The 26,218-nt window shown below is 50.6% G+C and carries 22 protein-coding genes; 12 read left to right on the top strand and 10 right to left on the bottom strand.

Translation table 11 applies throughout. From position 1 onward, the window contains the following. Positions 1–55: 55 nt before the first annotated feature. The 3 genes from QL223_RS10845 to QL223_RS10835 form a co-directional block, all read right to left on the bottom strand. Entirely contained in the window at positions 56–670 is a 615-nt protein-coding gene (locus QL223_RS10845; RefSeq protein WP_002537645.1) for a TIGR04211 family SH3 domain-containing protein, read from the bottom strand. A gap of 159 nt (positions 671–829) precedes the next feature. Beyond that, positions 830–2,095 carry an inorganic phosphate transporter gene (locus QL223_RS10840; protein WP_002537644.1) on the bottom strand — a complete coding sequence of 422 codons (1,266 nt, stop codon included), beginning with the start codon at positions 2,093–2,095 and terminating at the stop codon, positions 830–832. A 35-nt stretch (positions 2,096–2,130) separates the two neighbouring features. After that, complete coding sequence (locus QL223_RS10835; protein ID WP_002537643.1) at positions 2,131–2,811, bottom strand: TIGR00153 family protein; 681 nt, start codon at positions 2,809–2,811, stop codon at positions 2,131–2,133. A 226-nt stretch (positions 2,812–3,037) separates the two neighbouring features. Between QL223_RS10835 and QL223_RS10830 the strand changes: the two genes are divergently transcribed. Further along, complete coding sequence (locus QL223_RS10830) at positions 3,038–4,564, top strand: inorganic triphosphatase (protein ID WP_281544748.1); 1,527 nt, start codon at positions 3,038–3,040, stop codon at positions 4,562–4,564. A 33-nt stretch (positions 4,565–4,597) separates the two neighbouring features. Here QL223_RS10830 and QL223_RS10825 read toward each other — a convergent pair whose 3' ends face one another. Further along, the gene (locus tag QL223_RS10825) at positions 4,598–5,380 is read right to left on the bottom strand and encodes a potassium channel family protein (protein ID WP_002537641.1); all 783 of its coding nucleotides are present in this window, start codon (positions 5,378–5,380) and stop codon (positions 4,598–4,600) included. Between the two features lie 151 nt (positions 5,381–5,531). On the opposite strand from QL223_RS10825, the gene QL223_RS10820 reads away from it, so the two are divergent. Together QL223_RS10820 and glnE are read left to right on the top strand one after the other, a co-directional pair. Then, entirely contained in the window at positions 5,532–7,130 is a 1,599-nt protein-coding gene (locus QL223_RS10820) for a methyl-accepting chemotaxis protein (protein ID WP_281544747.1), read from the top strand. A 92-nt stretch (positions 7,131–7,222) separates the two neighbouring features. Beyond that, positions 7,223–10,075 (top strand): bifunctional [glutamate--ammonia ligase]-adenylyl-L-tyrosine phosphorylase/[glutamate--ammonia-ligase] adenylyltransferase, encoded by a 2,853-nt coding sequence (glnE, locus tag QL223_RS10815; RefSeq protein WP_281544746.1) that lies wholly within the window; start codon positions 7,223–7,225, stop codon positions 10,073–10,075. A 92-nt stretch (positions 10,076–10,167) separates the two neighbouring features. Here glnE and lpxL read toward each other — a convergent pair whose 3' ends face one another. Then, positions 10,168–11,097: an LpxL/LpxP family Kdo(2)-lipid IV(A) lauroyl/palmitoleoyl acyltransferase gene (gene lpxL, locus QL223_RS10810; RefSeq protein ID WP_039849771.1), complete on the bottom strand. Its 930-nt coding sequence runs from the start codon at positions 11,095–11,097 to the stop codon at positions 10,168–10,170. A gap of 203 nt (positions 11,098–11,300) precedes the next feature. On the opposite strand from lpxL, the gene hldE reads away from it, so the two are divergent. Then, positions 11,301–12,737: a bifunctional D-glycero-beta-D-manno-heptose-7-phosphate kinase/D-glycero-beta-D-manno-heptose 1-phosphate adenylyltransferase HldE gene (gene hldE / locus QL223_RS10805; protein ID WP_281544745.1), complete on the top strand. Its 1,437-nt coding sequence runs from the start codon at positions 11,301–11,303 to the stop codon at positions 12,735–12,737. Positions 12,738–12,807: 70 nt separating this feature from the next. Here the strand turns inward: hldE and tolC are convergent, their stop codons facing one another. Continuing rightward, positions 12,808–14,127, bottom strand: coding sequence for an outer membrane channel protein TolC (tolC, locus tag QL223_RS10800; RefSeq protein WP_281544744.1), 1,320 nt, complete (start codon positions 14,125–14,127; stop codon positions 12,808–12,810). Between the two features lie 270 nt (positions 14,128–14,397). Here tolC and nudF point away from each other — a divergent pair, with 270 nt between their 5' ends. The 8 genes from nudF to idi all read left to right on the top strand — a co-directional run bounded on the left by nudF (position 14,398) and on the right by idi (position 22,794). Then, a complete protein-coding gene (nudF, locus tag QL223_RS10795; protein ID WP_002537635.1) occupies positions 14,398–15,033 on the top strand; it encodes an ADP-ribose diphosphatase in 636 nt (211 codons plus the stop codon). Positions 15,034–15,058: 25 nt separating this feature from the next. Further along, positions 15,059–15,487 (top strand): DUF1249 family protein, encoded by a 429-nt coding sequence (locus QL223_RS10790; protein WP_046304088.1) that lies wholly within the window; start codon positions 15,059–15,061, stop codon positions 15,485–15,487. A 45-nt stretch (positions 15,488–15,532) separates the two neighbouring features. Further along, positions 15,533–16,357 carry a 3',5'-cyclic-AMP phosphodiesterase gene (cpdA, locus tag QL223_RS10785; RefSeq protein ID WP_281544743.1) on the top strand — a complete coding sequence of 275 codons (825 nt, stop codon included), beginning with the start codon at positions 15,533–15,535 and terminating at the stop codon, positions 16,355–16,357. A gap of 3 nt (positions 16,358–16,360) precedes the next feature. Then, on the top strand, positions 16,361–16,939 hold the full coding sequence (gene yqiA / locus QL223_RS10780) for an esterase YqiA (protein ID WP_046304086.1): 579 nt from the start codon (positions 16,361–16,363) through the stop codon (positions 16,937–16,939). 97 nt (positions 16,940–17,036) lie between these two features. Beyond that, entirely contained in the window at positions 17,037–18,929 is a 1,893-nt protein-coding gene (gene parE, locus QL223_RS10775) for a DNA topoisomerase IV subunit B (protein ID WP_281544742.1), read from the top strand. A 28-nt stretch (positions 18,930–18,957) separates the two neighbouring features. After that, positions 18,958–21,252, top strand: coding sequence for a DNA topoisomerase IV subunit A (gene parC, locus QL223_RS10770; RefSeq protein WP_281544741.1), 2,295 nt, complete (start codon positions 18,958–18,960; stop codon positions 21,250–21,252). 182 nt (positions 21,253–21,434) lie between these two features. Beyond that, positions 21,435–22,160 carry a 1-acylglycerol-3-phosphate O-acyltransferase gene (locus QL223_RS10765; RefSeq protein ID WP_002537628.1) on the top strand — a complete coding sequence of 242 codons (726 nt, stop codon included), beginning with the start codon at positions 21,435–21,437 and terminating at the stop codon, positions 22,158–22,160. 97 nt (positions 22,161–22,257) lie between these two features. Next, entirely contained in the window at positions 22,258–22,794 is a 537-nt protein-coding gene (gene idi, locus QL223_RS10760; protein WP_281544740.1) for an isopentenyl-diphosphate Delta-isomerase, read from the top strand. Between the two features lie 84 nt (positions 22,795–22,878). Here the strand turns inward: idi and QL223_RS10755 are convergent, their stop codons facing one another. The 4 genes from QL223_RS10755 to argF form a co-directional block, all read right to left on the bottom strand. Beyond that, complete coding sequence (locus QL223_RS10755; RefSeq protein ID WP_002537626.1) at positions 22,879–23,268, bottom strand: RidA family protein; 390 nt, start codon at positions 23,266–23,268, stop codon at positions 22,879–22,881. A 168-nt stretch (positions 23,269–23,436) separates the two neighbouring features. Further along, a complete protein-coding gene (pyrI, locus tag QL223_RS10750; protein ID WP_002537624.1) occupies positions 23,437–23,904 on the bottom strand; it encodes an aspartate carbamoyltransferase regulatory subunit in 468 nt (155 codons plus the stop codon). A gap of 15 nt (positions 23,905–23,919) precedes the next feature. Then, complete coding sequence (gene pyrB / locus QL223_RS10745) at positions 23,920–24,849, bottom strand: aspartate carbamoyltransferase (protein WP_281544739.1); 930 nt, start codon at positions 24,847–24,849, stop codon at positions 23,920–23,922. Between the two features lie 336 nt (positions 24,850–25,185). Continuing rightward, positions 25,186–26,190 (bottom strand): ornithine carbamoyltransferase, encoded by a 1,005-nt coding sequence (gene argF, locus QL223_RS10740; protein WP_002537621.1) that lies wholly within the window; start codon positions 26,188–26,190, stop codon positions 25,186–25,188. Positions 26,191–26,218 lie beyond the last annotated feature (28 nt).

The following is a 26,218-nucleotide window of genomic DNA, read 5'->3' as shown; positions in this document are numbered from 1 at the left end:
TTCAAAAAACAAAAAAGCCGCTTCCGCGGCTTTTTTATTGTTTTTCGGTTATCGCTTACGCCCAACCGTTATTACGCTTCTTGCGGCGTGGGATCAGGTGCGGCAGGATAAGACCAAACAACAGGCCACCACCCGCAACCATGCCACCGTAAGCAAAGTAGCGCATCAGCAGATCATCTTTCTGAGTGTCGATACGCGCGCGCAGTTCGCGGATTTCAGTTTGCGCATCGATCAGCTTCTGGTTCAGTTCGCTGGTGTGTTGCTCCAGCTCTTTCACCTGTGCGTTGCGCTGATCCAGCGACTCAATCAGGCCTTTGGTTTTTGCTTCCGCGTCGCCTTGTGCACTCGACAGTGCTTCTTTTACCTGCTTCAGTTCTTCTTCCAATGCAGGTACACGAACTTTCAGGCCTGGTTGGTTAGAAACATACTTGGTCTCAACCCAGCCTTTACGACCACGATCATCGATAACTTGGGTGTAGCCAGCGTTACGGTTACTGTCCACAACTGTTACTTTCGTGCCCGCATCCACACTGCCGATAATACGGAACTGGGTGCCCGGGCCAGAATGCATGTAAGTGAAAAGCTCATCTGAGATGTAGTTGTCCTTCGCATGTGCAGCAGGGACCGCCAGCATCATAAGTACAGCCAGGGCAGAGAAAAGTTGCTTCACGGAGTATTCCTTTGTTTTGGTCGTGAGTATCTGTTTGTGCCAAATACTAAAAAATTTTGGGGTTCAGGTACAACAAAAGGGAGGCATAACCTCCCTTTTTTGACCGAAGACTGACATCACTGCACAAAAACGTGACTGAAATGCCTTTCTTAGTTTGTCTTATACGCCGAATGCAGCCTGCATAACGTAGAAGAAAATCACTGCAAGCAGCGCACCGGCTGGTAGGGTGACTACCCAAGAAGCCACGATATTACGCACGACACCCAGATTCAGAGCACCGATACCACGGGCAAAACCAACACCCAACACTGCACCGACCAGCGTTTGCGTGGTAGAGATAGGAAGGCCCGTACCAGATGCCAGAACAACCGTTGATGCGGTTGCCAGCTGAGCGGCGAAGCCACGGCTTGGTGTTAGCTCAGTAATACCAGAACCGACGGTCGCCATCACTTTGTGACCCAAAGTTGCCAGACCCACCACGATACCGATACCACCCAGAGGCAGAATCCACCATGCAATGGTGCTCTTCTCGGTGATTTGGCCCATGTGTTCAACGGTAGAAACGATAGCCGACAGTGGACCAATCGCGTTTGCTACGTCGTTAGAACCGTGCGCGAATGCCATCGCACAGGCTGTCACGACCATCAACAGGCTGAATACGCGCTCAACACCCTGATAGCCATTTGCGCTTGCCGTGTCATCTTTGTATTTGCGGCTGATGTAGACGTAACCGAACATCATGATCAGAGAAGAAACCGCAATGGATACCATCACTGCTTCACCGGTAGAAAGATGCAAGCCGACGTGCTTCAGACCTTTCTTGATCGTCACCATAGCGATAATCATCGCGGTCAGGAACATGTAGACGGGTACGAAACGCTTGGCATTGATCAGCGGTTTGTCGGTATCAAAAATCAAACGCTGGGCACTGACAAAAATCGCGTAAGCGAACACACCGGAAATCAACGGCGTGACAAGCCAGCTACCTACGATGCCTTGCACCGAGCTCCAATCCACCGCTTCGGTACCCACAGACACACAGGCGAAACCGATGATCGCACCAATGATGGAGTGAGTGGTGGAAACCGGCCAGCCCATGTAGGACGCAACCAGCAGCCAGGTGCCTGCAGCCAGCAGCGCAGACATCATGCCGTAAACCAGCACTTCAGGTTGGGAAGCGTAAAGCGACGTTTCAATCACCCCTTTTCGGATGGTGTCTGTCACTTCACCACCGGCCAGATAAGCGCCGGCAAATTCAAAAATCATCGCAATGATGATGGCTTGTTTAACGGTCAGCGCTTTAGAACCCACTGACGTACCCATGGCGTTGGCAACGTCATTTGCACCGATACCGATAGCCATCATGAAACCAAAGACTGCGGCCACCAAAATAATAATGGTGCCGTAATTCGCTAGGATTTCCATTGTTTTACCTTGTTATCTCTTAGATGAATGGCGCGTTACGAGCGCGACAGCATCAGCTCTAGACGCGAGCCAACACGTTGTGCCTGATCAGCGATAGCGCCGACCCATTCAAGAATCTTGTAAAGGAACATCACATCAACCGGGTTGTATTCACTCTCGATTGACATCAATTGCTGGCGAAGCTTGATTTGCATTGAGTCAGTATCGCCCTCAATGGTATCCAACTGGTGGATCATTTCTTCAACCAGAGTGACTTCACGTCCTTTAAAGCCAGTTTCCAGCAGTTCATCCAATTCACTGATAACGCGACGTGCCTGTTCGGCAGCATCCAGACAACGTTGCACGTAAGCGACGAAGTCGGTGTAGAGCAAGGAAGGGACTTGGAGTTGTCGACCAATCACACGGCCGGCAATGTCTTTGGCGAGGTTTGCAAGCTTGTCCTGTTGGATAAGCAGGTCGAGCATGTCAGTACGATCTACCGGGAGGAACAGACCGCGAGGCAATTTGAGACGGATTTCACGTTTGAGCACATCAGCTTCTTTCTCAATCGTGGAAATCTCGTGGCGCAGTTGTTCTGCACGCTCCCAATCGCCTTTCTCACATGCTTCAAAGAAAGGGACCAACAGTGAACAGCAGTCATTAACGCGGCTCACGTGGCGTTGCAAAGGTTTTAAAGGGCTCTTTGCGAACAGCCCAACAATTGTATTTACAGGCATAGCCGTATCTACCTAAAAGACCTGTCCAAAGGATCAGGCTAAATATTACACCGAAAGCCATCTGATTATTTCAGGAGTATGGCTTTTTGGTGACGCGATGGTTATTTAGGCGGCGAATGTTATCGTAATCACATTTGTATTGATACCGTTTCAGATCAATGAAAGTCTCTTGCTCGACTTAGCGAATATCCATATCCTTGTTCTGCTATTGGTTATAGGTACCTTTATGGAAACTGAGATAGAGCTAAAGTTTTTTGTTTCGACGGATTTTTCACGCCAGATCCGGGACAAAATTGCTGATTTAAAGGTATTGCAGCAACGCCAGCGAGACCTCGGCAATATTTACTATGACACCCCGGATTACCTGCTGCGACGCCATGATATAGGCCTTCGTGTCAGACGTTATGACGACGTGTTTGTGCAGACACTGAAAACCGCAGGACGCGTTGTCGCAGGACTTCATCAACGTCCGGAATACAATGCAGAACTGGACTCTCCGGTTCCTGACCTTTCCTTGATCCCTGCTGATGCCTGGCCAGAAGGTTTAGACATCGAAGCACTCAGTGCTAACCTGAATCCTTTGTTCTCTACTGATTTTGAGCGCCAGCAGTGGTTGCTTGCGATGCCTGACAGCAGTCAGGTAGAACTGGCTTTCGACAGCGGCGAGGTCACAACGGAAGAGGGCGGTTATGACCCGATTTGCGAAGTAGAGCTTGAGCTGAAGTCTGGTCAGACGGATGCGCTGTTTGTATTGGCACGCGAGTTGGCAGAAAGCGGCGGCCTACGTTTGGGTAACTTGAGCAAAGCCGCTCGTGGCTACCGCTTGGCGACAGGCTACGAAGGCCAGCCAGTGAAACCGCTGACCATGGTCAAAGTGAATGGCCAGATGACGGTAGAGCAATCATTTGTGAAAGCGCTCGAGCACGCGCTCGACCACTGGCATTACCACGAGCAAATCTACGTAGAGCGTCCTGAACAGAATGCTATCTTCGAGATGTGTAATGCAGTGTCGCTTATCCGTCAGGCTCTGGTGCTTTACGGCGGTCTTATTCCCCGTCGTGCCAGTGCGCTGCTTCGTCAGGAGCTGCAATGGCTGGAAGGGGAGCTGGAATGGGTTTATGAAGGCCGTGCCATTGAGCGTCTTCTCGACGATAAAGGTCACTTCCTGCGTAAACTGAACGCGCAAAAGCCGTTGATGGCGAAACTTTCTGATCGATACGACGAATTGCCAGAGCGTGCGGAAGTGTTGGAACTCCTGCACTCAAGCCGTTATTGCAACCTGCTGCTTGATTTGAGCCGTTGGATTCTTACCCGAGGCTGGCAACCGTTCCTGGATGACAAAGCCCGTGAGAAACTGGGTGAGCAAATCCGCCAGTTCGCTAACCGCTCGATGGCCCAATCTTGGGATGAGCTGTTGAGTGTCTTTGCGGAAGGTAATGAGCTGGATCGTTTTGCGTATCTGGATCAACAGCCGCGCCTGACCCGAAACCTGATGTCAGGGTGCTGTGTTGCTGCCCTTTATGACAGTGAAGAACGTGAAACCTTCCGTCTTCCTTGGCTGGATTTGTTGCAGGGCATTGAAGACTTTCAGCTGCTTGAGCCAGTGAGAAAGCTGGCTGATGATGAAGATTTGGAAGAGGAAGATCGCGCGCAGATCGAGAAATGGCTGGGTCGCAAGGAAGAATCTTTGCTGCATGCCATGATGCAATCGCGTCAGATTGGCCTACAGCTTGATCCCTATTGGGATATCTAAATTCTGAATATCGAAAAATAGCGCCTGATGGCGCTATTTTTTTGCTTGTTGCGGAGGGGGTTTGTCCTCCAACTTGGCTTCAATTGCCGCAAGACGCTCCAATATTTCAGTTTGCTGCGTGAGAATCAGTTCCAGCGCTTCGCGGCGGCGTTCTTCTCTTTCCTGCGCTTTCTTCTCCGGCTTAGTGACATAGGAAGTCACAAGGCCGGTGATGGCACCAAAAATCCCCACGCCACACATAATCACTATTACCGCGACAGCGCGCCCTGCCGGCGTCACAGGGTAGTAATCGCCATAACCTACTGTCGAGATGGTGACAAACACCCACCAGATAGCATCAGTCAAGCTGGTGATGTTGGCTTCGACCGCGGGGCTTTCAAACGCAAATACCGCGGCAGAACCAGTGGAAACAAGAACCGTCAGCAGCAACAGAATGGTCGCCATGGTGGTTTCGTTTCGGTTTTCGCTCATGTAGGTGAGCAGCGACTGGCTTTGTTGAATAAGGCGTATGACACGGAAGATTTGAAAAATGCGGGCGAAACGCAATGCTTCGACCACAGGAATGCTGGCGAGGATATCTATCCAATGTGTTTTCAAATAAGTGACTTTGTTATCACTTTTAAGAAGATGTAGGGCGATTTGTAGCAAAAATATCAGACAAATCAGCGTATCGATGCCTAGCAATAAGGTATAAAGAGGGTCGCTTTTAGGCAGCAATAAAATGGTAGTGACTACACAAAGTGAGACAAAGGAAAGCAACAGACTCAACAATCCCATCGGATTCAGATCTAAGTTTTTCGTTTCGGTCTCGCTCATCACTCAATAAACAACCTGTGCTGCCGTTAGTTCTTTAGGGCTCAGCATCTCTACCGAAGTTTACTCTCGACAGATACCTAACCCTATTCCGCTTGCTTTCTCTCTACTGTATCGCAGTTTAGGCGATGCAACTATCAAGGAGTCATCGAGAATGTCACAGATGATATTCAGGCCTTGGGAAAAGGCCGTTGCCAACATCAAACTGGTTCCCAAACTCATTCTTTTAATGGTTTTCAGTACCTTGCTATTGGTGGCAAAACAGCTGTGGGACGCCAATACGTTCCGAGACTCTGTCAGTGAGGTCACTGAAGCGCAAAGCCATAGTCTGGCATTGCGAAGTGCTGAAATGGCAAAAGAGCTTTTGAAAGAAGAGAACGGCACATCGCTGCTTCAGCGCGTGGTGAGCCGAGAAAACGCAACCAGCGAAATTAACCAATACATCTACTTCACCAACCGTAAAACAGGTGAAGTTCTGGCGCACCCAAGTATCCGTAATTTTGATGGTTTGAACCTGCCACTTGAAAATGGCCGGATGCTGACGGAAGTGATTCGAAATACTCAGGGTGAATTTACCTACCATCTTGCCAATGAAGAGCGCCATGGCATTGCGGTGCCGGTAGGTAGCACCGATTGGCTGTCCATTTCTTCTCAACCAGATTCCGCGGCAGAACAATACTACAACGCTTATCTGATTCAGGTGGCATGGCAAACCGCGCTTATGATTGTTGCCTTTATGGTCATCCTGCTGGGCGGCTCTAACCTGATGCTTCGCCAAATCAATTGCTTGATTGACGGTATGCGTAACATGGCTCAGAAGAACCTGAGTGTGCCAGTAGTGATGGACTGCAAAGATGAGTTCGGTGAACTGGCGCGTGAACTGGAAAAAAGCCGTATTCAACTGTCGAGTGTGATTAAAACGCAGCGTCACTCTTCGGAAGAGTTGTCTGACATGGCTGAAGTGATGAGTATCAGCATGGATGAGACCCGCGAATCTGCCAAAGAGCAGTTTGGTGAAATCGATCAGTTAGCGTCAGCCATGAGTGAGATGACGTCGACGGTACAAGATGTTGCTGGTCATGCGCGTGCGGCTTCTCAGGCGACAGAAGCGTCCCGCGAGCAGGTGGCGAACGGTCAGCAGTACGTGAGCAACACGATTTCGACTATCAACAAGCTGTCTGATGATATCCGAGAGTCAGCGAGCGTGGTCAATCAGGTGGAAGAGCGCGTTGAGAAAATCAGTTCTGTGGTAGTGACCATTCAGGGGATTTCAGAGCAAACTAATCTGCTGGCACTTAATGCGGCCATTGAGGCAGCGCGCGCCGGCGAAATGGGCCGAGGCTTTGCCGTGGTAGCAGATGAAGTTCGTAACCTGGCGCAAAACACTCAGAAAGCCACTTTAGAAATTCAGGATATGATCACCCAGCTTCAGTCTTCTGCTCAGCAGGCGGTTGGCCTGATGGAGCAAAGCGTGGTGGAAGCGGTGGAAAGCGTAGAGTCAGTCAGCAAAGCGGGTGAAGAACTGAACCTGATTGTGGAGCAAATCTCCCAAATCAACGACATGAACTTCCATATTGCCACTGCTGCAGAGCAGCAAGCCTCGGTGGCTGATGAGATGAACCAGAATCTGACCAATGTCCGAGAGTTGGTGGAAGCGTCTGTGACTGTGGTGACTGAGCTGGCCGAAACCTCAGAAAGCATGCAGGGCAATGCAGAACAGCTGGATCTGAAAATCAAAGAGTTCGCGGTTTGATTTCCGTTTAGGAATGAGGAAGCCCACCGATTGTGTGGGCTTTTTTTATGATATTTTAAGGTTAACTAGAAAGATCAAAGGAAAGAACACCGATGTCGCTTCCCACGGAACTGGATGCTTGTGCAACCCGCGCTATCGACACTCTGGCTGAAAAACAGCCTGATAACCTTGAACAATGGCAAGGTGCTGACAGGGAAGTCCTTTCTCGCACATTGGCACTGAGCGACTTCATCAATGAATCGGTGCTTCATGACGAAAACCTGCTGCCTTGGTTGAAGGACAATCTCGGCTCCGGTCTTCGTATCGCGCAATACCGTAAACTGCTGAAAGAGCAGCTCGATAGCCAGCAGGATGAAAATAGCCTGTTGCGTGAGCTTCGCCGTTTCCGTCGACGTGAGATGGTTTGGCTGGCGTGGCATGACTTTAACGACACCATTTCCCTTGATGATGGGCTCGCCCATCTCTCCAAACTGGCAGAAGCCATGATCATGGAAGCTTACGGCTGGCTTTACCGTTTCTGCTGCAATGAGTGGGGAACGCCCTGTGATGCAGACGGAAATCCACAGCCAATGTTGATCCTCGGCATGGGCAAGCTGGGTGGCGGTGAGCTGAATTTCTCTTCTGATATCGATCTTATCTTCACGTACCCTGAGAACGGCGAAACCCAAGGTGCTCGCCGAAGCATTGCCAATGCCCAGTTCTTCACCCGACTCGGTCAGCGTTTGATCAAAGCGTTGGATCAGCAAACCTATGATGGTTTCTGTTATCGCGTCGACATGCGCCTTCGCCCATTCGGCGACAGTGGCCCATTGGTCATGAGTTTCGCAGCGCTTGAAGATTACTATCAGGAGCAGGGGCGTGACTGGGAACGTTACGCGATGATCAAAGCGCGCGTGATGGGGAAAGAGCAGTTTGCCTGTTACCAGACTCTCCGCCAGATGCTGCGTCCTTTTGTGTTCCGCCGATATATCGATTTCAGTGCGATCCAGTCTCTACGTCGTATGAAGGCAATGATCCGCAGTGAAGTGCGTCGCCGTGGCCTGACAGAGAACATCAAGCTTGGGGCGGGTGGTATTCGTGAAATCGAGTTTATCGTCCAGTCTTTCCAGCTTATCCGAGGCGGTCGCGATCCGATTTTGCGTAAACGTGGTCTTTTTATCACCTTGAATGCGATTCGTGAACTGGAGCTGCTGCCGGAGAAGGAAGCTGGTACGCTCGAAGCATCGTACCGCTATCTGCGCCGGGTGGAAAACCTGCTACAGGCTATTGGCGACAAGCAAACCCAAACCTTGCCAGACAGTGACCGTGACAGGCTGCGCCTTGCTGTTGCCATGGGGGAAACGGAGTGGGATGCGCTTCGAGAGAAGATCGCTTACCACATGCAGGGTGTACACGACATCTTCGATAATCTGATTGGCGACGAAGAGGAAAACGAAGAAGAGAAGATCGCTGCTGAATTCAGTGAGATCTGGGATGCTGTACGCGATCCGGATTTGGTTGAGAAGATCCTGACCGATATGCAGGCGCAAAGCGCTGAAGAGCAGGCCAAAGCATTGCTACGATTCAAAGAAGAGTTAGCAAAACGCACCTTGGGCCCTCGCGGCCGTGAAGTGGTAAACCGCCTGATGCCTCTGATGCTCAGCCACATTGTGTGTCGTGAAGATGCTATGTTGGTGCTTGAACGGGTGCTCAAGCTGCTGGTTCGCATAGCTACACGAACAACGTACCTGGAACTTCTCGATGAGCACCATGGAGCAATCACCCAATTGGTGCGCCTTTGCAGTGCAAGCCCAATGGTGGCAGAGCAACTGGCGAATTACCCGATCCTTCTGGATGAGCTTCTGGATCTGCAACACCTCTACAACCCAACGCCACTCGATCAATACCGCAACGAGCTGTTTGATTTTCTTGCCCGTATCCCGGAAGAGGATATGGAGCAGCAAATGGAAAACATCCGCCAATTCAAGCAAACCCAATTGCTCCGTATTGCCGCCGCTGACATTGCTGATGTGTTGCCAGTGATGAAGGTAAGTGACCACTTAACCTATCTGGCGGAAGCCATTGTAGAAGCGGTAGTGAATCAGGCCTGGTATCAGATGACGGAAAAGTACGGGCAGCCATCTCACCTGTCCGGCCGTGATGGCCGAGGCTTTGCGGTGATTGGTTACGGCAAAGTCGGTGGTATTGAACTCGGTTACAACTCAGACTTGGATGTGGTGTTTGTTCACGATTGCCCGGATAACACCTACACTGACGGCCCGAAAGAGATAGACAGCCGCCAGTTTTATTTGCGACTGGCTCAGCGTATCGTCCATCTGTTTTCTACCCGCACAGCGTCAGGCGTGTTGTATGAAATCGATACCCGCCTTCGCCCCTCTGGTGCTTCGGGCATGCTGGTGACAACGCTCGAATCGTTCGAAGAATACCAGAACGAAGAAGCCTGGACCTGGGAGCATCAGGCGCTGGTGCGTACCCGCTTGGTTTATGGTGATGCATTGCTGACAAAGGGCTTTGCGGATGTGCGTAAGCGCGTGCTGACGAAAGAGCGCGACGTCGATGCCCTTCGCAAGGAAGTGGTCGAGATGCGCCATAAAATGCGTGACCACCTTGGTAGCAAAGAGAAGGGCAAATTCCACATCAAACAAGATCCGGGCGGAATTACTGACATTGAATTTATGACCCAATTCTTTGTGCTGGCAAATGCCAATGACGAACCGGCATTGACCCGATGGAGTGATAACGTCCGCATCCTCGAAGACATGGCACAAGCGGGCATTCTCAGTACGCCGCAAGCACTGACCTTACGAGATGCCTATGTCGCAATGCGCGATGAAATTCATCGTCTGAACCTGCTCGATGCGTCTGTGGAAGTTGATGACAGTGCATTCATAGCAGAACGTGAAGCGGTGAAAGCGGCTTGGGAAGAATGGATGGAGCCTGTGTAAAACAGACCCTAGAGCCTAGGAAATGAAAAAGCGGCTACTGATTCAGTGCCGCTTTTTGCCGAATTACTCGCAGGATTTAGCCCCTTGATACCTCAATCATATAGCGAGGGTTCACCTTCAGGACGACTCTTGAATCGGCGGTGCAGCCACATGTACTGCTCAGGCGCACGCATGATAGAGCGTTCCACAAACTTATTGGTATAAACCGCAGAGGCTTCGGCATCATCGTAAGGGAACGCCTCCATCGGCGGGTCCAGTCTCATGGTGTAGCCTGTGCCTTCACGGTCTCGTGTGATGGTGAATGTAGCGACTTTACATTTGCTGGCAGAAGCTAGCAGGTGTGTACCCGTCGTAGTACAGGCTTTTTCGACCGCAAACAGTGGCGCCCAAGCATAGCGGTGACGTCCATAGTCATGATCCGGTGCATACCAAACCAGTTCGCCTTGACGAAGGCGTTTGATCATCTGTTTTACGTCGCGGCGATCAATGCATTTGTTTTCGCGTGTACGCCCACGGTATTGGAACCAGTCGTAAACCGGATTGGTATTAGGGCGGTAAACACCATAACCTGGGGAGTGAACCCCAAACGCACGGGCGCCAAGCTCCAAATTAAATGAATGCACCGCGACGACAAGTACACCTTCTTTGTTGGCTTTAAACCCTTCGATTTGTTCAAAGCCTTCATATTTCATGTGTTTCTTAATGCGCCACGCAGGCCAGAACCATGCCATGCAGGTTTCGAAAAAGGCGAGGCCCATATTCTGAAAGTTCTCTTTCAGTAATGCCTCGCGTTCACCACCTGTCATTTCGGGAAAACAAAGCTCCAGATTTCTTGATGCAATCTTCTTTCTGCTTTTGAAGAACTTCATGATCAGCAAGCCAAGTTTACGGCCGATAAAACGCTGTAAGCGGTAAGGCATCCAACTGATCAGAAACATCATTCCGACACCAATCCAAGTATGCCAATACTTGGGATGTAGTAAGGACCATTGGAAAGTCGGCGCTTCAGAATTGTTGCTCATGGCGTTGTCGTGTTTCCTGAATCAAGCGAGAAAATAAGGTCGTCATTGTATACCGAAACTTTTGAAATAGTCAGAGTTCGTCAACAAGCTATCTTACTGTAGCAATTGAAAGACATAGAAGATGTGAGTTGTTGCTCGCATGGCTGTTGCAGTGATGTGTTTATGGTAATATCGCCGACGTTCCTTTTTCCCTGGAGAAAACAATGAAACTGACTTTGCCTGACTATCAGCAAGCCGACGTTCTGGTTGTTGGTGATGTGATGCTTGACCGTTATTGGTATGGCCCAACGGGACGTATCTCTCCGGAAGCTCCGGTGCCGGTTGTAAAAATCAACCAGACTGAAGAGCGTCCTGGTGGTGCGGCGAACGTGGCAATGAATATTGCTGCGCTTGGCGGCAAAGCGCAATTGATTGGTCTTGTCGGTCAGGATGAGCAGGCACAAGTGCTGAACGACACACTTAGCTCGCTGAAAGTGGAATGTGATTTTGTTGGCTTGGAGAACTACCCAACCATCACCAAACTGCGTGTGATGAGCCGCAACCAGCAACTTATTCGTCTGGACTTCGAAGAAGGCTTCCATGATGTTGATGTCCAGCCAATCCTTGCTCGCATTGAAGCAGCATTGCCTAAAGCGAAGGCAATGATCCTGTCTGACTACGCGAAAGGCGCACTGGAAAATGTTCAGCCAATGATCCAACTGGCGCGCCAGGCAGGTGTTGCTACGTTAGTCGACCCGAAAGGCGCTGACTTTGAACGCTACCGTGGTGCAACGTTGCTGACACCAAACATGAGCGAATTTGAAGCCGTTGTTGGTACTTGTCGCACGGAAGAAGATATTGTTGAGCGTGGTTTGGCACTTATCGAAAAATTCGAATTCGAAGCTCTGCTGGTTACCCGCAGCGAAAACGGTATGACTTTGCTTCGTAAAGGCCATGAACCACTGAATCTGCCTACGTTGGCGAAAGAAGTGTATGACGTGACGGGTGCAGGCGATACCGTGATTTCGGTGCTGGCGGCGTCTTTGGCTGCGGGTAAACCTATTGAAGATGCGTGTGCACTGGCAAATGCTGCTGCAGGCGTTGTGGTTGGTAAACTGGGTACATCGACGCTGTCGACCATTGAACTGACTGAAGCGGTTCACGGCAGCCATCATTCTGGCTATGGCGTCGTGACTGAAGAGCAACTTAAAGCCGCTGTTCAGATGGCGCAATCACGCGGTGAAAAAGTGGTGATGACCAACGGTTGTTTCGACATTTTGCACGCAGGACATGTTGCTTACCTGAATGAAGCGGCCAAACTTGGCGACCGTCTGATTGTTGCTGTGAACACTGACGAATCTGTGCGCGGCCTGAAAGGTCCGGGCCGTCCTGTAAACCCTACCGATCGCCGTATGGCCGTATTGGCAGGTTTGGGGGCAGTGGATTGGGTTGTGCCATTCGGTGAGGAAACACCGCAACGTCTGATCAGTGAAGTGCTGCCAAGCCTTCTGGTAAAAGGTGGTGACTACAAGCCGGAAGATATCGCCGGCGGTAAAGAAGTGATTGCTGCGGGTGGTGAAGTTCGCGTATTGAACTTTGAAGATGGCTGTTCAACCACAGAGATCATTAACTCAATCCTGGGTGGTCACAACAAGGCCTAATGGCTTTTGTGATAGACCGAGATAGAGACAAAAAAGGCGCCGAGGCGCCTTTTTTAGTGCGTACCGAAAATTACTTTTTCGGTGGCAACAGACCGTTGTTGATATCAACCAGATCCTGCTCGCTCAATGTACCCACAGCCTGACGAAGCTGCAGCACGCCCAGAACATAGTCATAACGCGCATTGGACAGGTTGCGGTTTGCATCGTACAGACGACGGGTCGCATCCAGCACATCAACAATAGTACGTGTACCCACTTCAAAACCTGCTTCTGTCGCTTCCAGTGCAGAACGCTGTGAAATCACAGTTTGTTCGTAAGCACGCAGTGCGCCAATGCTGGCATTGATGTTGTTGTAGAAAGCACGTACATCCTTCACGGTAGAGCGGTATGTGCCTTCCAGCTGTTCAGAAGCCGCCACGTAGTTGAATTGCGCTTCTTTTACGCCCGCAGTGATGGTGCCACCGGTGTAGAGAGGCATATTTAAGTTAATGCCAGCCGTTAGCTGGTTGTTGTCGCCACTATTGCCAGTGGTTTTGTTATCTGTGTCAGCGTAATCATAACCTGCATTGAGAGTCAGGGATGGCAAGTGACCAGATTCTGCCAGACTGATGCGCTCTTTTGCCGCATCGCGGGAAATGCGCTGTGCCAGCAGACTCAGGTTACCTTCTTCTGCTTGCTTCACCAACTCGTCGGCCGTTTGCTGCGGGCGGGTTGCTGAGAAAGTTCTGGTGTTTAATACATACAGGTCAGAATGGCGGGTGCCGGTGATTTCGCGAAGTTCCTCATAGCTGTTGGAAACTTGGTTTTCAGACAGAATTTCCTGAGCAAGTACTGAGTCAAACTGTGCTTGTGCATCATGCACGTCAGTGATCGCTGACAGACCGACTTCAAAGCGCTGCTTGGTTTGCTCTAACTGACGACCAACCGCCGCTTTTTCTGCGCGGACGAAAATCAGATCATCAATGGCACGAAGCACGTTGAAATAAGCTTGGGAAACACGAAGGATCAGTCCTTGCTGCTCCGCCGCATAAACCGCATCTGCCTGACGGGCAGTGATCTCGGCGATATCAAGGTTAATCCAGCTGTTTTGCTCGAAAAGCTCTTGGCTTAGATCAACACCTGCTGATAAAACGTTGGTGTCAGATACGCCAGGACCATTCGTGCTGTAACGGGTAAGGTTGTACCCAGCATTCAGATTAATCTGCGGCAGCAAGGTGCCACGGTTAGTGTCAACGGCTGCGAAAGCAGCGTCTTTGGTTGCAGCAGCTTGTAGAAGTTGTGGGTCGCTTTGCTTCGCCTGCTCGTAAACCTGAATCAGATCATCAGCGCTTGCCAGGGGAGCGGCGGTGCCCAGCGCAACCCCGATAAAGAGGGGGAGCAATTTTTTCATAGTAGGTAATCCCTGAACGTATCGTTATTTGGTCAGTTTTCAGAAGGTATCCGGACCTTACGGCTAGCCCCTAGTTTAAACTATGGATGCTTACTTGGAACTGACAATGTGATGGTTTCTTGAGAAAAATTGATTGTAAAACCATCTGAACCATAAAGATATTCAAATAATTCTGCAATCCATACCAAAAAAGTCGAGGTGTGACATTGCAGCCCCATATTTCGACCATTTATCATTTGCCACCCGTTTGCAGGAATAAAGGGATATTCCGTGCCACAGCAAAATGCACCGTCCCAGTTTGGGAAAGGCGACGTAAAAATTGAAGCAAGTGACGTTGTCTATAATGGTTACTTCAAGATGGTGAAATATCGATTTCGTCATCGCCTGTTTGCTGGTGGCTGGAGCGAGACCATCGATCGTGAGCTTTTCGAGCGTGGTCATGCTGTCGCGATGCTTCCTTACGATCCGGTGACTGATCAGGTCGTCATGGTGGAGCAAATTCGCATTGGTGCGATGGTGGCAAGTGAATCTCCCTGGCAGCTTGAAATTGTCGCTGGGATCATCGACAAAGATGAATCGCCAGAAGAAGTGGCTGTGCGTGAAGCGGACGAAGAAGCTGGGCTGACTGTTGAAAAGCTCGAGCCTATGACCAGCTATCTGTCGAGTTCCGGGGGATGTTCTGAACGCATTCATTTATACCTTGGATTGGTCGATGCGTCAGAAGCCAAAGGTGTTCATGGCTTGCCAGAAGAAGGCGAAGACATATTGGTGCATGTGGTGCCATTTAACACAGCAATGCAATGGATTAACGAAGGTAAGGTCGAAAATGCCGCGTCTCTTATTGCTTTGCAGTGGCTGGCACTGAATCGTGACAGGGTTCGCGCGGAGTCATCCAGCATTGGGTGAACACGCTGCGATTGGGAATAAGGGTATGTTGAGGCAAGGGTATCGAGTCGACTTAAATGCGCTGATGCGCATGTACGAGACCAACTATGCTAAATTGCTAAGACTGATGCCGCGTGACGACAACGTGGGGGAATCCTGCGTGTACGAAATTCAGGGACATGAGTTCCAGATGGATATCGTCGAGTCAACGCGCTATACCACCTTGCTTGATATTTGGCAGCGGGGTGAAGTCCCTCAATATTTGCGACCCAGACTCACAGTTCGTATGTATCATGATGCACGTGTGGCCGAAGTGTGTACCACACAGCAGATTTCTCGTATTCAGCCGCGCTATGATTATCCGAACCCGCGTATGCACCAGAAAGATGAAAAGCATCAGGTTAATGCGTTTCTTGCTGACTGGTTAGCGCATTGCCTGCAAAACGGTATAACAAAACAGAATATAATTTATTAGTTTGACGCGCATGAGCGCGTATTTACGATCAGGGTTTTCAAGACGTTGCGGATAAGCCATCTACCAAGCCAACACAGCCAGACCGTCCGGTTGTTACAAATTACAGATACCCATCTCTTTGCAGACCCCTATGGTTGTTTGCTTGGGGTGAATACGGCTGCGAGTTTTCAGGCAGTAGTCGGTGAAATTCAATCCAGTCAGGTTGAGTTTGATGCCATTATCGCAACCGGCGATATTTCCCAGGATCACACGGCAGAATCTTATCAACGTTTTGTTGATGGGATTGCTCACTGGTCGCAGCCTTGCTTCTGGCTACCTGGCAATCATGATTACCAACAGGAAATGCAATCCATTCTGACGCAATCCACGCTGCAACGTTGTGATAGCGTGTTAGTTGGAGAGCATTGGCAACTGGTAGTGTTGGACAGCCAAGTGAAGGGTGTCCCGCACGGCCGCCTTTCTAAAGAGCAACTTTCCTTGCTTGATACTGCGCTATCAACGAACAAAGACCGTCACACCCTGGTGCTGCTGCACCACCATCCGCTCCCAGCTGGCAGTGCATGGCTGGACCACCACCAACTCCATAACCAGGAAGATTTCTGGGCGGTGGTTGAAAAGCACAACAACGTGAAAGGTGTAGTGTGTGGTCATATTCACCAAGCGCTGGATACCGAACACAAAGGTCGTCGCGTGATGGCGGCACCTTCAACCTGCATCCAATTCAAACCGGATTCTGATGACTTTGCGCTGGATTCTACTAACCCTGGCTGGCGCGAAATTGAATTGCATCAAGACGGCACCATTATCACTCACGTAGGACGACTCAAGGGCACGGAATTTCAGCCTGATATGAATTCCACAGGCTACTAAAATATGAAGCCCTTGCTCCTCTATATTCATGGTTTTAACAGCTCGCCACTCTCTGCGAAGGCAGAGCAGATGCGGGCTTGGTGCGAATTGCACCGTCCAGACATAAAGCTGGAAGTTCCCCGTCTCGCCTGTTACCCTGCCGAAGCCGCACACCAACTCCAACATATTATTGAAACCTACAAAGGTGACTATCAGATAGGTTTGGTTGGTAGTTCTCTCGGTGGCTATTTATCGACCTGGCTTAATGCCCAGTATGGTTTTCGTGCCGCACTGGTGAATCCAGCCGTGAAGCCTTATGACTTGCTGGCTGATTACCTCGGACCACAGCAAAACCCTTATACCGGAGAAACGTACCTGCTTGAGCCTCATCATATGGATGAGCTGAAAGCCTTGGATGTGGCCTCAATTTCCCATCCAGAGACACTCTGGCTGCTGCAGCAAGAGGGCGATGAAGTGCTTGATTACCGAGAAGCTGTCGCTAAATACCAGGGATGTAAGCAGACCGTTGAAGCAGGTGGCGATCACGCCTTTGTCGGATTCGACAGATACCCTGCTGATATCATTCAATTCCTGGGACTGTGACCACAACTCACAGAATAACCTCGTTAGCTGTGACAATATTTGACAAGCTAGCGCGGCATCACTGACCATGTGACAAAATTTAGAAAACCATTCATCTATGACAGACCAAGTTTATAACGCGGGATCCATTGAAGTTCTCAATGGTCTTGAGCCAGTGCGTCGCCGCCCTGGCATGTATACAGACACGACCCGTCCAAACCACCTCGGTCAAGAAGTTATCGACAACAGTGTCGATGAGGCATTGGCGGGGCATGCACGTAAAGTGGAAGTCATCCTTCATGCGGATCAGTCCCTTGAAGTGATTGATGACGGCCGTGGTATGCCGGTGGACATCCACCCGGAAGAAGGGGTTTCAGGGGTTGAACTTATCCTTTGTAAACTCCATGCCGGTGGTAAATTCTCCAACAAAAACTACCAATTTAGTGGTGGTTTGCATGGTGTGGGTATTTCGGTTGTAAACGCCCTGTCTAACCGTGTCGAAGTCTCGGTAAAACGCGACGGTCAGGTGTATGAAATCGCCTTTGAACACGGTGATAAAGTGCAGGAGCTGACAGTGACCGGCACCTGTGGCCGCCGTGCAAAAGGCACACGTGTCCACTTCTGGCCAGATGCGAGCTACTTCGACTCACCGAAATTCTCTGTTTCCCGCCTGAAAAGCATTCTGAAAGCCAAGGCTGTGCTTTGCCCTGGTCTGGAAATTGTCTTTACCGACAAGAACACTGATGAGACCACTAAGTGGTGCTACGAAAGCGGTCTTAAAGACTATCTGGCAGAAGGTGTAAAAGGTTACGAACTCCTGCCAGCAGAACCTTTTGTGGGCGAATTCAACGCGCCGCATGAAGCGGCCGACTGGGCGGTTATCTGGTTGCCGGAAGGTGGCGAGCTGATCGCTGAAAGCTACGTTAACCTGATCCCAACTGCTCAGGGTGGTACGCACGTGAATGGCCTTCGTCAGGGCCTTCTGGATGCGATGCGCGAGTTCTGTGAATTCCGCAATCTGTTGCCACGCGGCGTTAAGCTGACAGCCGATGATATCTGGGACCGCTGTGCCTACGTGCTGTCTGTAAAAATGCAGGACCCGCAGTTTGCCGGCCAGACCAAAGAACGTCTGTCATCACGTCAATGTGCTGCTTTCGTCTCTGGCGTCGTCAAAGATGCCTTTAGCCTGTGGCTGAACGAGCGTCCGCAACTGGCGGAACAACTGGCAGAAGTGTGTATTGCCAACGCGCACCGCCGTATGCGTGCCGCGAAGAAGGTGGTGCGTAAGAAAGTGGCGTCAGGCCCAGCTCTGCCAGGCAAGCTGACAGACTGCTCAATGCAGGATCTGGCGCGCACGGAACTGTTCCTTGTCGAGGGTGACTCAGCGGGGGGGTCTGCCAAGCAAGCCCGTGACCGTGAGTTTCAGGCCATCATGCCGCTTCGCGGTAAGATTCTGAACACTTGGGAAGTGTCAGCCGATCAGGTTTTGGCGTCTCAGGAAGTCCACGATATTTCTGTTGCACTGGGTATCGACCCGGACAGTGAAGATTTGAGCGGTCTGCGTTACGGCAAGGTATGTATCCTCGCCGATGCGGACTCGGATGGTCTTCACATCGCCACACTGCTTTGTGCGCTGTTCGTGAAGCACTTCCAGGCACTGGTTAAAGCCGGTCACGTGTATGTGGCAATGCCACCGCTCTACCGCATCGACTGCGGTAAGGAAGTTTATTACGCGCTGGATGACGAAGAGAAAGCCGGCATCCTTGAGCGTTTGAGCCAGAAGCGCGCCAAAATCGACGTACAGCGATTTAAAGGTCTGGGTGAGATGAACCCACTGCAGCTTCGCGAAACCACCATGGATCCGAATACCCGCCGTCTGGTTCAGTTGACCATTGACGATCAGGAAGAAACGGATCGCATGATGGACATGCTCCTGGGTAAGAAACGCGCAGAAGACCGCCGCCACTGGTTGCAAGACAAAGGCGACATGGCTGAGCTGACCGAAGTTTAAGCAAGAATTTTAAGATCGGACGTTTTCAATGACTGATATCACTTATGACGGTGTCGAACAGCTTCCGCTGAGGAAGTTTACTGAGGATGCATACCTCAACTATTCGATGTACGTCATCATGGACCGTGCACTGCCTTTTATCGGTGACGGCCTGAAGCCGGTACAGCGCCGCATTATTTATGCGATGTCTGAGCTTGGCCTGTCGGCAACTGCCAAATACAAGAAATCTGCCCGTACCGTCGGTGACGTGCTGGGTAAGTATCACCCGCACGGTGACTCTGCCTGTTACGAAGCCATGGTATTGATGGCTCAGCCGTTCTCTTACCGCTACCCGCTGGTTGATGGTCAGGGTAACTGGGGTGCGCCGGACGACCCGAAATCCTTCGCGGCGATGCGTTACACCGAATCGCGCCTGTCACGTTTCTCGGAAGTGCTGCTGTCTGAATTAGGACAAGGCACTGTTGACTGGCAGCCAAACTTCGACGGCACCATGAAGGAGCCGAAAGCGCTGCCTGCTCGTCTGCCGCATATCCTGCTGAACGGCGTGACCGGTATTGCGGTTGGTATGGCGACGGACATTCCACCGCACAACGCCCGTGAAGTGGCAAATGCGCTGGTGGCGTTGATTGATACGCCAAAATTGGAGCTGGATGACCTGCTTGAGCATGTCAAAGGCCCGGATTATCCGACCGAAGCAGAAATCATTACACCGCAGGTAGAGCTCAAGAAGCTGTACCGCGATGGTCGTGGCTCCATCAAGATGCGTGCTTGCTGGCACAAAGACAACGGCGATATCGTGATCACCGCGCTGCCGCATCAGGTTTCCGGTGCGAAGCTTCTGGAGCAAATTGCTAACCAGATGCGCGCGAAGAAGTTGCCGATGGTCGACGATCTGCGTGACGAGTCGGATCATGAAAACCCGACACGTATCGTGATTGTTCCACGCTCAAACCGTGTGGATTGCGATCAGCTGATGAACCACCTGTTTGTTTCAACGGATCTGGAAAAAAGCTATCGCGTTAACCTGAACATGATTGGTCTTGATGGCCGTCCTCAGGTGAAAGGTCTGGTGAAAATCCTGACTGAGTGGCTGGAATACCGCCGCGAAACCGTGCGTCGCCGTCTGCAATATCGTCTGGACAAAGTACTGGCCCGTCTGCACATCTTGGAAGGTTTGTTGGCTGCGTATCTCAACATTGATGAAGTGATTGAGATCATCCGCACCGAAGATGATCCGAAAAAAGAGCTGATGAGTCGTTTTGACCTCAGCGAGAAGCAAGCCGAAGCGATCCTTGAAATCAAACTCCGCCAGTTAGCCAAACTGGAAGAGATCAAGATCCGTGGCGAGCAGGACGAGCTGAACAAAGAGCGCGAGCAACTCGAAAAGCTGCTGGGTTCTGAGCGCCGTATGAATACCCTGCTGAAGAAAGAAATTCTGGCTGATGCTGAGAAGTATGGCGACGATCGCCGCTCACCTTTGATTGAACGCGCTGAAGCGAAAGCAATGACTGAGCGTGATCTGATCCCGAGTGAGCCAATCACGGTTGTTCTGTCCGAGAAAGGCTGGATCCGTCATGCCAAAGGACACGACGTTGATGCAACCACGCTGAGCTATAAGTCAGGTGATAATTACTTGGCGTCCGCGCGTGGTAAGAGTAATCAGCCAGCTGTGTTTATCGGCACTGATGGCCGCAGCTACGCACTTGAGTCGCACAGTCTGCCCTCTGCGCGTAGTCAGGGTGAGCCGATTACTGGCCGCTTGAACATCACTGCAGGCACCACGGTGCGCCATGTGATGATGGGCGAGAACGATCATTTGGTGCTGATGGCGTCTGATGCGGGTTATGGTTTTGTGTGTAAGCAAGACGACCTTCTGTCGAAAAACCGCAGCGGTAAAGCCTTGCTGAGCTTGCCTCAAGCTGCTGAAGTGATGGCACCCCAACGTGTGTTTGACATCGACAACGACGATATTGTCGCTATCACTAACGAAGGCCGTATGCTGGTGTTCCCGGTGAAAGAGCTGCCTCAACTGGGCAAAGGTAAAGGTAACAAGATCATCAACATTCCTTCTGCGCGCGCGAAAGCCCGTGAAGAACTGTTGGCGCAATTGTTTGTTATCCCGCAAGGCTCAACCGTGACTCTGCATGCCGGTAAGCGGAAGTTGTCACTGAAACCTGCGGACATGGATAATTTCCGTGGCGAGCGCGGCCGACGCGGCTCTATGCTGCCACGAGGTTTGCAGCGAGTAACGGCGATTGAAGTAGTGACACCAGACACATCGTCGGTAGAAACCTCAGCGCCAGATATTCCGGAAGCTGAATAAGAAAAGCCCTCTACGGAGGGCTTTTTTTCGTCTTGTTAACCGAAGGTTGATGATTTTTGTCAATGCATGCGTATACTAGTCGCAGCCAATTTAAGCGAACAAGTGTACGCTGTAATTTTTACCCGACCGCTCCAGGCCAACAGCCTGATTCTTTGCGGCTAAATGGTGTTAGGAGAATTTGAATGTACTTTATACTGCGACTGCTGGCTGTCGCGTTGTTTGCGATTTTCATGCTTGTATTCGGTTGTGGTTACTGCCTGTTCAGTCCGAGAAATCCAAAGCACGTTTATACCTTTGGCCGCATGTTCGGCAAGCTTTCTTCTCTGTTTGGTATCAAGCTTGACCTGCGCCAGTCTGAAGCCTCAAAAGACGTTGGCACCTGCGTTTATATCGCCAACCACCAGAGCAACTGGGATTTGGTGACCGTATCGAATGCGGTTCGTCCACGCGCAGTGACCGTGGGTAAGAAAAGCCTCGCTTACATTCCTATTTTCGGCACCTTGTACTGGCTGACCGGTAACATCCTGATTGACCGCAACAACCGTAGTAAAGCAGTCGGCACTATTGGTCAGGTGGTTGACCAAATCAAAGACAATGACGTCTCTGTTTGGCTGTTCCCTGAAGGTACGCGTTCACGCGGCCGTGGTCTGTTGCCATTCAAAACCGGTGCGTTCCATGCTGCCATCGGTGCCGGTGTGCCTATCGTTCCTATCGTTTGTAGCTCAACCAAGCACCTGAGTGCGTCACGTGGCGATAACGGACACATCATTGTGGAAGTGATGGATCCGATTTCTATCGAAGGCTATGACAAAGACAATGTGCGTGAATTGGCGAAGAAGTGTCATGACATCATGGCGGCCAAGCTGGCAGAACTGGACGCAGAAGTAGCCGAGCTCAACAAGAAGTAATAGACTACTCAGTAAATGTAAAAACCAAAGGATACGCAGATGCGTATCCTTTTTGTGTTTTAAGAAGCCTCTGATTTGTAAGAGAAGTAAGACAGGTATGCTGAGAGATCAGGTTGTTCTGGTAACAGAAAATGGCGAGCCAACAGGGCTTGCCGAAAAACTGGCTGCGCACGAGCAAGGGCTTTTGCATCTGGCATTTTCGGTGATGATTTACCGGGAAACCCCGTATGGCCGTGAATACCTGCTCCAGCAAAGAGCAATGGGGAAGTATCACAGCGGTGGATTATGGACTAACACCTGCTGCTCGCACCCTATGCAAGGGGAGTCTTTTGAGGCCGCAGCGAAGCGTCGTTTGAACGAAGAGCTTGGCATTGTTGCGCCGCTCAGCTTCGAGATGGGCGAATCTTTTTGTTATCGCGCTGAGCTTGATAACAATCTGACTGAGCATGAGTTGGACCAAATCATTGTCTGTCAGGTAGACGACGTCACCCTGGTTCCCAACCCTGATGAAGTGATGGACTGGCGCTGGTGGTCTCAGCAGGAAATGAGTGCTGCAATGGGAGAAAAGCCCGAGCAGTTTACGGCCTGGTTCCGTCAGGTTGTCGACAAGATTGAAGTGCAGTTGGCAGCTTAATAATTTGCCCAGACAATAAAAAAGCGACCTTGTGGTCGCTTTTTTCATTTTCGTTCAATCAAAGTCATCAGACCTTGAGAGAGATTATTTGCGTACTGCGATCGCTTCGATTTCGATGCCAACATCTTTTGGCAGGCGAGCAACTTCAACACAAGAGCGTGCTGGGTAGTGTTCTACACCGTGCTCGTCGAAGAATTTGCCGTATACCTCGTTAACAGTACCGAAGTCGTTCAGATCTTTTACGAATACGGTCATTTTCACGATGTCGCCAACAGTCAGGCCAGAAGCTTCAACCACAGCTTTCACGTTTTCCAGAGACTGGCGTGCTTGAACCGCGATGTCTGCTGACACTTCACCCGTAACTGGGTTCACTGGGATTTGGCCTGAAGTCAGTACCATGTTACCCAGATCGACGCCCTGAATGTATGGGCCAATTGCTGCTGGAGCGTGTTCAGTGTGAAGCACTTTAGTCATTTACCAATCCTTCATTCAATGTTTTTCGGTAGGGTGGTTAGTCTGCATGGCGACTCGCCTGACGTAAACCCAATTTCATCACATTTTATACCCGACACCATGTAATGTTCCGCTCATAGACAAGAAAAGCCAGCGCAAAGGCTGGCTTTTTGAGTGCAGAGAAAACGATCAGTGGCTTTCTGTCATGATTTCGCGTGAGAACACCTTCTCACAGTATTTGCACTTAAGGTGGATGTCGTCAGTTTTCTCAATCACGTTGAAGCTGCTCTCAACGGCTTTTTCGTCGTGAGTGATACAGTTGGAGTTAGGACAACGGAACACGCCCAGAATGCTTTTAGGCAGCGTCAGGGGGATTTTTGCGACGACTTGGTAGTCTTCGATTTGGTTGACGGTTGCTTTAGGCGCGTAGAGTGCCAGTTGTTGCGCCTGCTCTTCAGACACGAAGATGTTTTCAATCTTTATAAGATCTTTCGCACCCAGTGCCGAGGAAGGCAAGTTCAAGCCTACGGTGACGCGCTCGTTGGTTTTGTGCAGCTTAAACAGCTTCATGACCTTAAAGCCGACATTGGCAGGGATATGGTCGATAACTGTGCCGTTCTTGATGGCTTCAACCTGTAATTTGTGTTCTTTAACCATGTTGATTCTCCTGCCTTAAACGCTTCCGTTGATAACCAGTGCCAGTAATGCCTGACGTGCATACACCCCATTTTCCGCCTGCTCGAAGTAGTAGGCGTATGGGGTTTTATCGACTGCGACCGTGATTTCATCTACGCGTGGCAGTGGGTGAAGCACTTTCAGGTTATCGCGGGCGTTAGCAAGCTGTGGAGTGTCGAGAATGAACGCCGCTTTGATGTGTTGGTACTCGGATTCGTCAAAACGCTCTTTCTGAACACGTGTCATGTAGAGAATGTCGAGTTCCGGCACAACGTCCTCGATGCTGGTGTGCAGGCTGTAAGGGATGCCTTGCTCGTCCAGCTCTTCCAGAATGTAATCTGGCATTGCCAGTGCTTCTGGAGCAATGAAATAGAACTGGTTGTTATCGAACTTTGACAGTGCCTGAGTCAGAGAATGCACGGTGCGGCCGTATTTCAGGTCACCGACCATGGCCACTTTCAGGTTGTCCAGACGGCCCTGAGTTTCGTAAATACTGAAAAGGTCCAGCAGGGTTTGGGTTGGGTGCTGGTTGGCGCCATCGCCGCCATTAATCACTGGCACACCTTTGGAGAACTCTGAAGCCAGACGGGCAGCGCCTTCTTTCGGGTGACGCATTACGAACGCATCAACATAAGAAGAGATGACCTGTACTGAGTCAGACAGGGTTTCGCCTTTTTTACCGGAAGAGGTGTTTCCACCATCCGGGAAGCCGATCACCGTGCCACCAAGACGCTGAACAGCCGTTTCGAAAGACAGACGGGTGCGTGTAGATGCCTCGAAGAAGCAACTCGCAACTACCTTGTTCTTCAACACGTTAGGGTTCGGTTCCGCTTTCAGTTTGCCGGCAGTGTCGACGATAAGTTCCAGCTCTTTGCGGGACAACTCCGGGATGGAGATGATGTGTTTATTGTGCAGCGAGGTCGCCATGTCTTCTCTTCCCTTAACAGATTCCATGCGTTGGCTGGATGAAAACAGCCAGTGCAACATGGTGGATGGTACATTTTGGTCAAAAAAAAGCCTCCCGATCAGGAGGCTTTTCTTGAGAATCCAGTAAAAACAAAAAACGGTGCCAGTGCCGAGATTCGGCAGGTTTTAGCAGTCAGTTGTGTCGCTAATGTTGGCATTCCGATTCGTTTTTTTGACAAATTGCGAAGGATTATACGCCCATTTTTATCCGGTGCAAGGCAGAGCGAATGACATTGGGTATAGTCTACAAAATAAAAAACCGCGCAAGTGCGCGGCTTCATCATAGGTACGATGGGATTAACTGCCCAGCGTGGCTACCATCACTGCTTTAATGGTGTGCATACGGTTTTCTGCTTCATCAAACACGATGGAGTATTCAGATTCGAAGACGTCCTCGGTGACTTCGAGCCCTTTCATGCCGTATTTCTCCGCGACTTCTGCACCAATGGTGGTTTCATCATTGTGAAACGCCGGCAGGCAGTGCATGAATTTGACGTCTGGATTACCTGTGGCTTTGATCATGTCCATATTGACCTGATAAGGCTTCATCATTGCAACACGCTCGTCCCAGGCTTCTTTTGATTCGCCCATGGAAACCCAAACGTCGGTGTAAAGGAAATCACAACCTTGAACGCCTTCTTCCACATTTTCTGTCAGAGTGATTTGCGCGCCAGTCTTGGCGGCAATCGCCTGACACTCTTCAACCAGCGCTTCTTCCGGCCAGAACTGGCTTGGGGCAACCAGACGGATATCCATGCCCATCTTCGCTGCACCCACCATCAGGGAGTTACCCATGTTGTTGCGTGCATCGCCAAGGTAAGCAAACTTCATTTCGGAAAGCTTTTTGCCCTGACCGTGCTCAAGCATGGTGAGGAAATCTGCCAGGATTTGGGTCGGATGGAATTCATCAGTCAGACCATTCCAAACCGGAACACCTGCAAATTGGCCCAGCTCTTCAACGATGGACTGGCCAAAACCACGATACTGGATGCCGTCATACATACGGCCAAGAACACGCGCAGTGTCTTTCATTGACTCTTTATGACCGATCTGCGAGCCAGATGGGCCGATATAGGAAACCTGTGCACCTTGGTCAAAGGCGGCAACTTCAAAGGCACATCGCGTGCGGGTAGAAGCTTTCTCGAAGATCAGGGCAATGTTCTTGCCTTTCAGACGAGGCTGCTCGTAGCCACCGTACTTGGCTTTCTTCAACTCTGCCGACAGATCCAGCAGGTGCGCGATTTCCTTTGGCGTGAAATCCAGCAGCTTGAGAAAGTTCCGGTTACGCAGATTAAATGCCATGTTGAGTTCCCTTTCTAAAAATCCGTTT

Source organism: Grimontia sp. SpTr1 (assembly GCF_947387585.1).
Classification (GTDB): Bacteria; Pseudomonadota; Gammaproteobacteria; order Enterobacterales; family Vibrionaceae; genus Enterovibrio; species Enterovibrio indicus.
The sequence above is the reverse complement of the archived record's forward strand: the minus strand, read 5'-3'. Positions and strand labels throughout refer to the sequence as shown.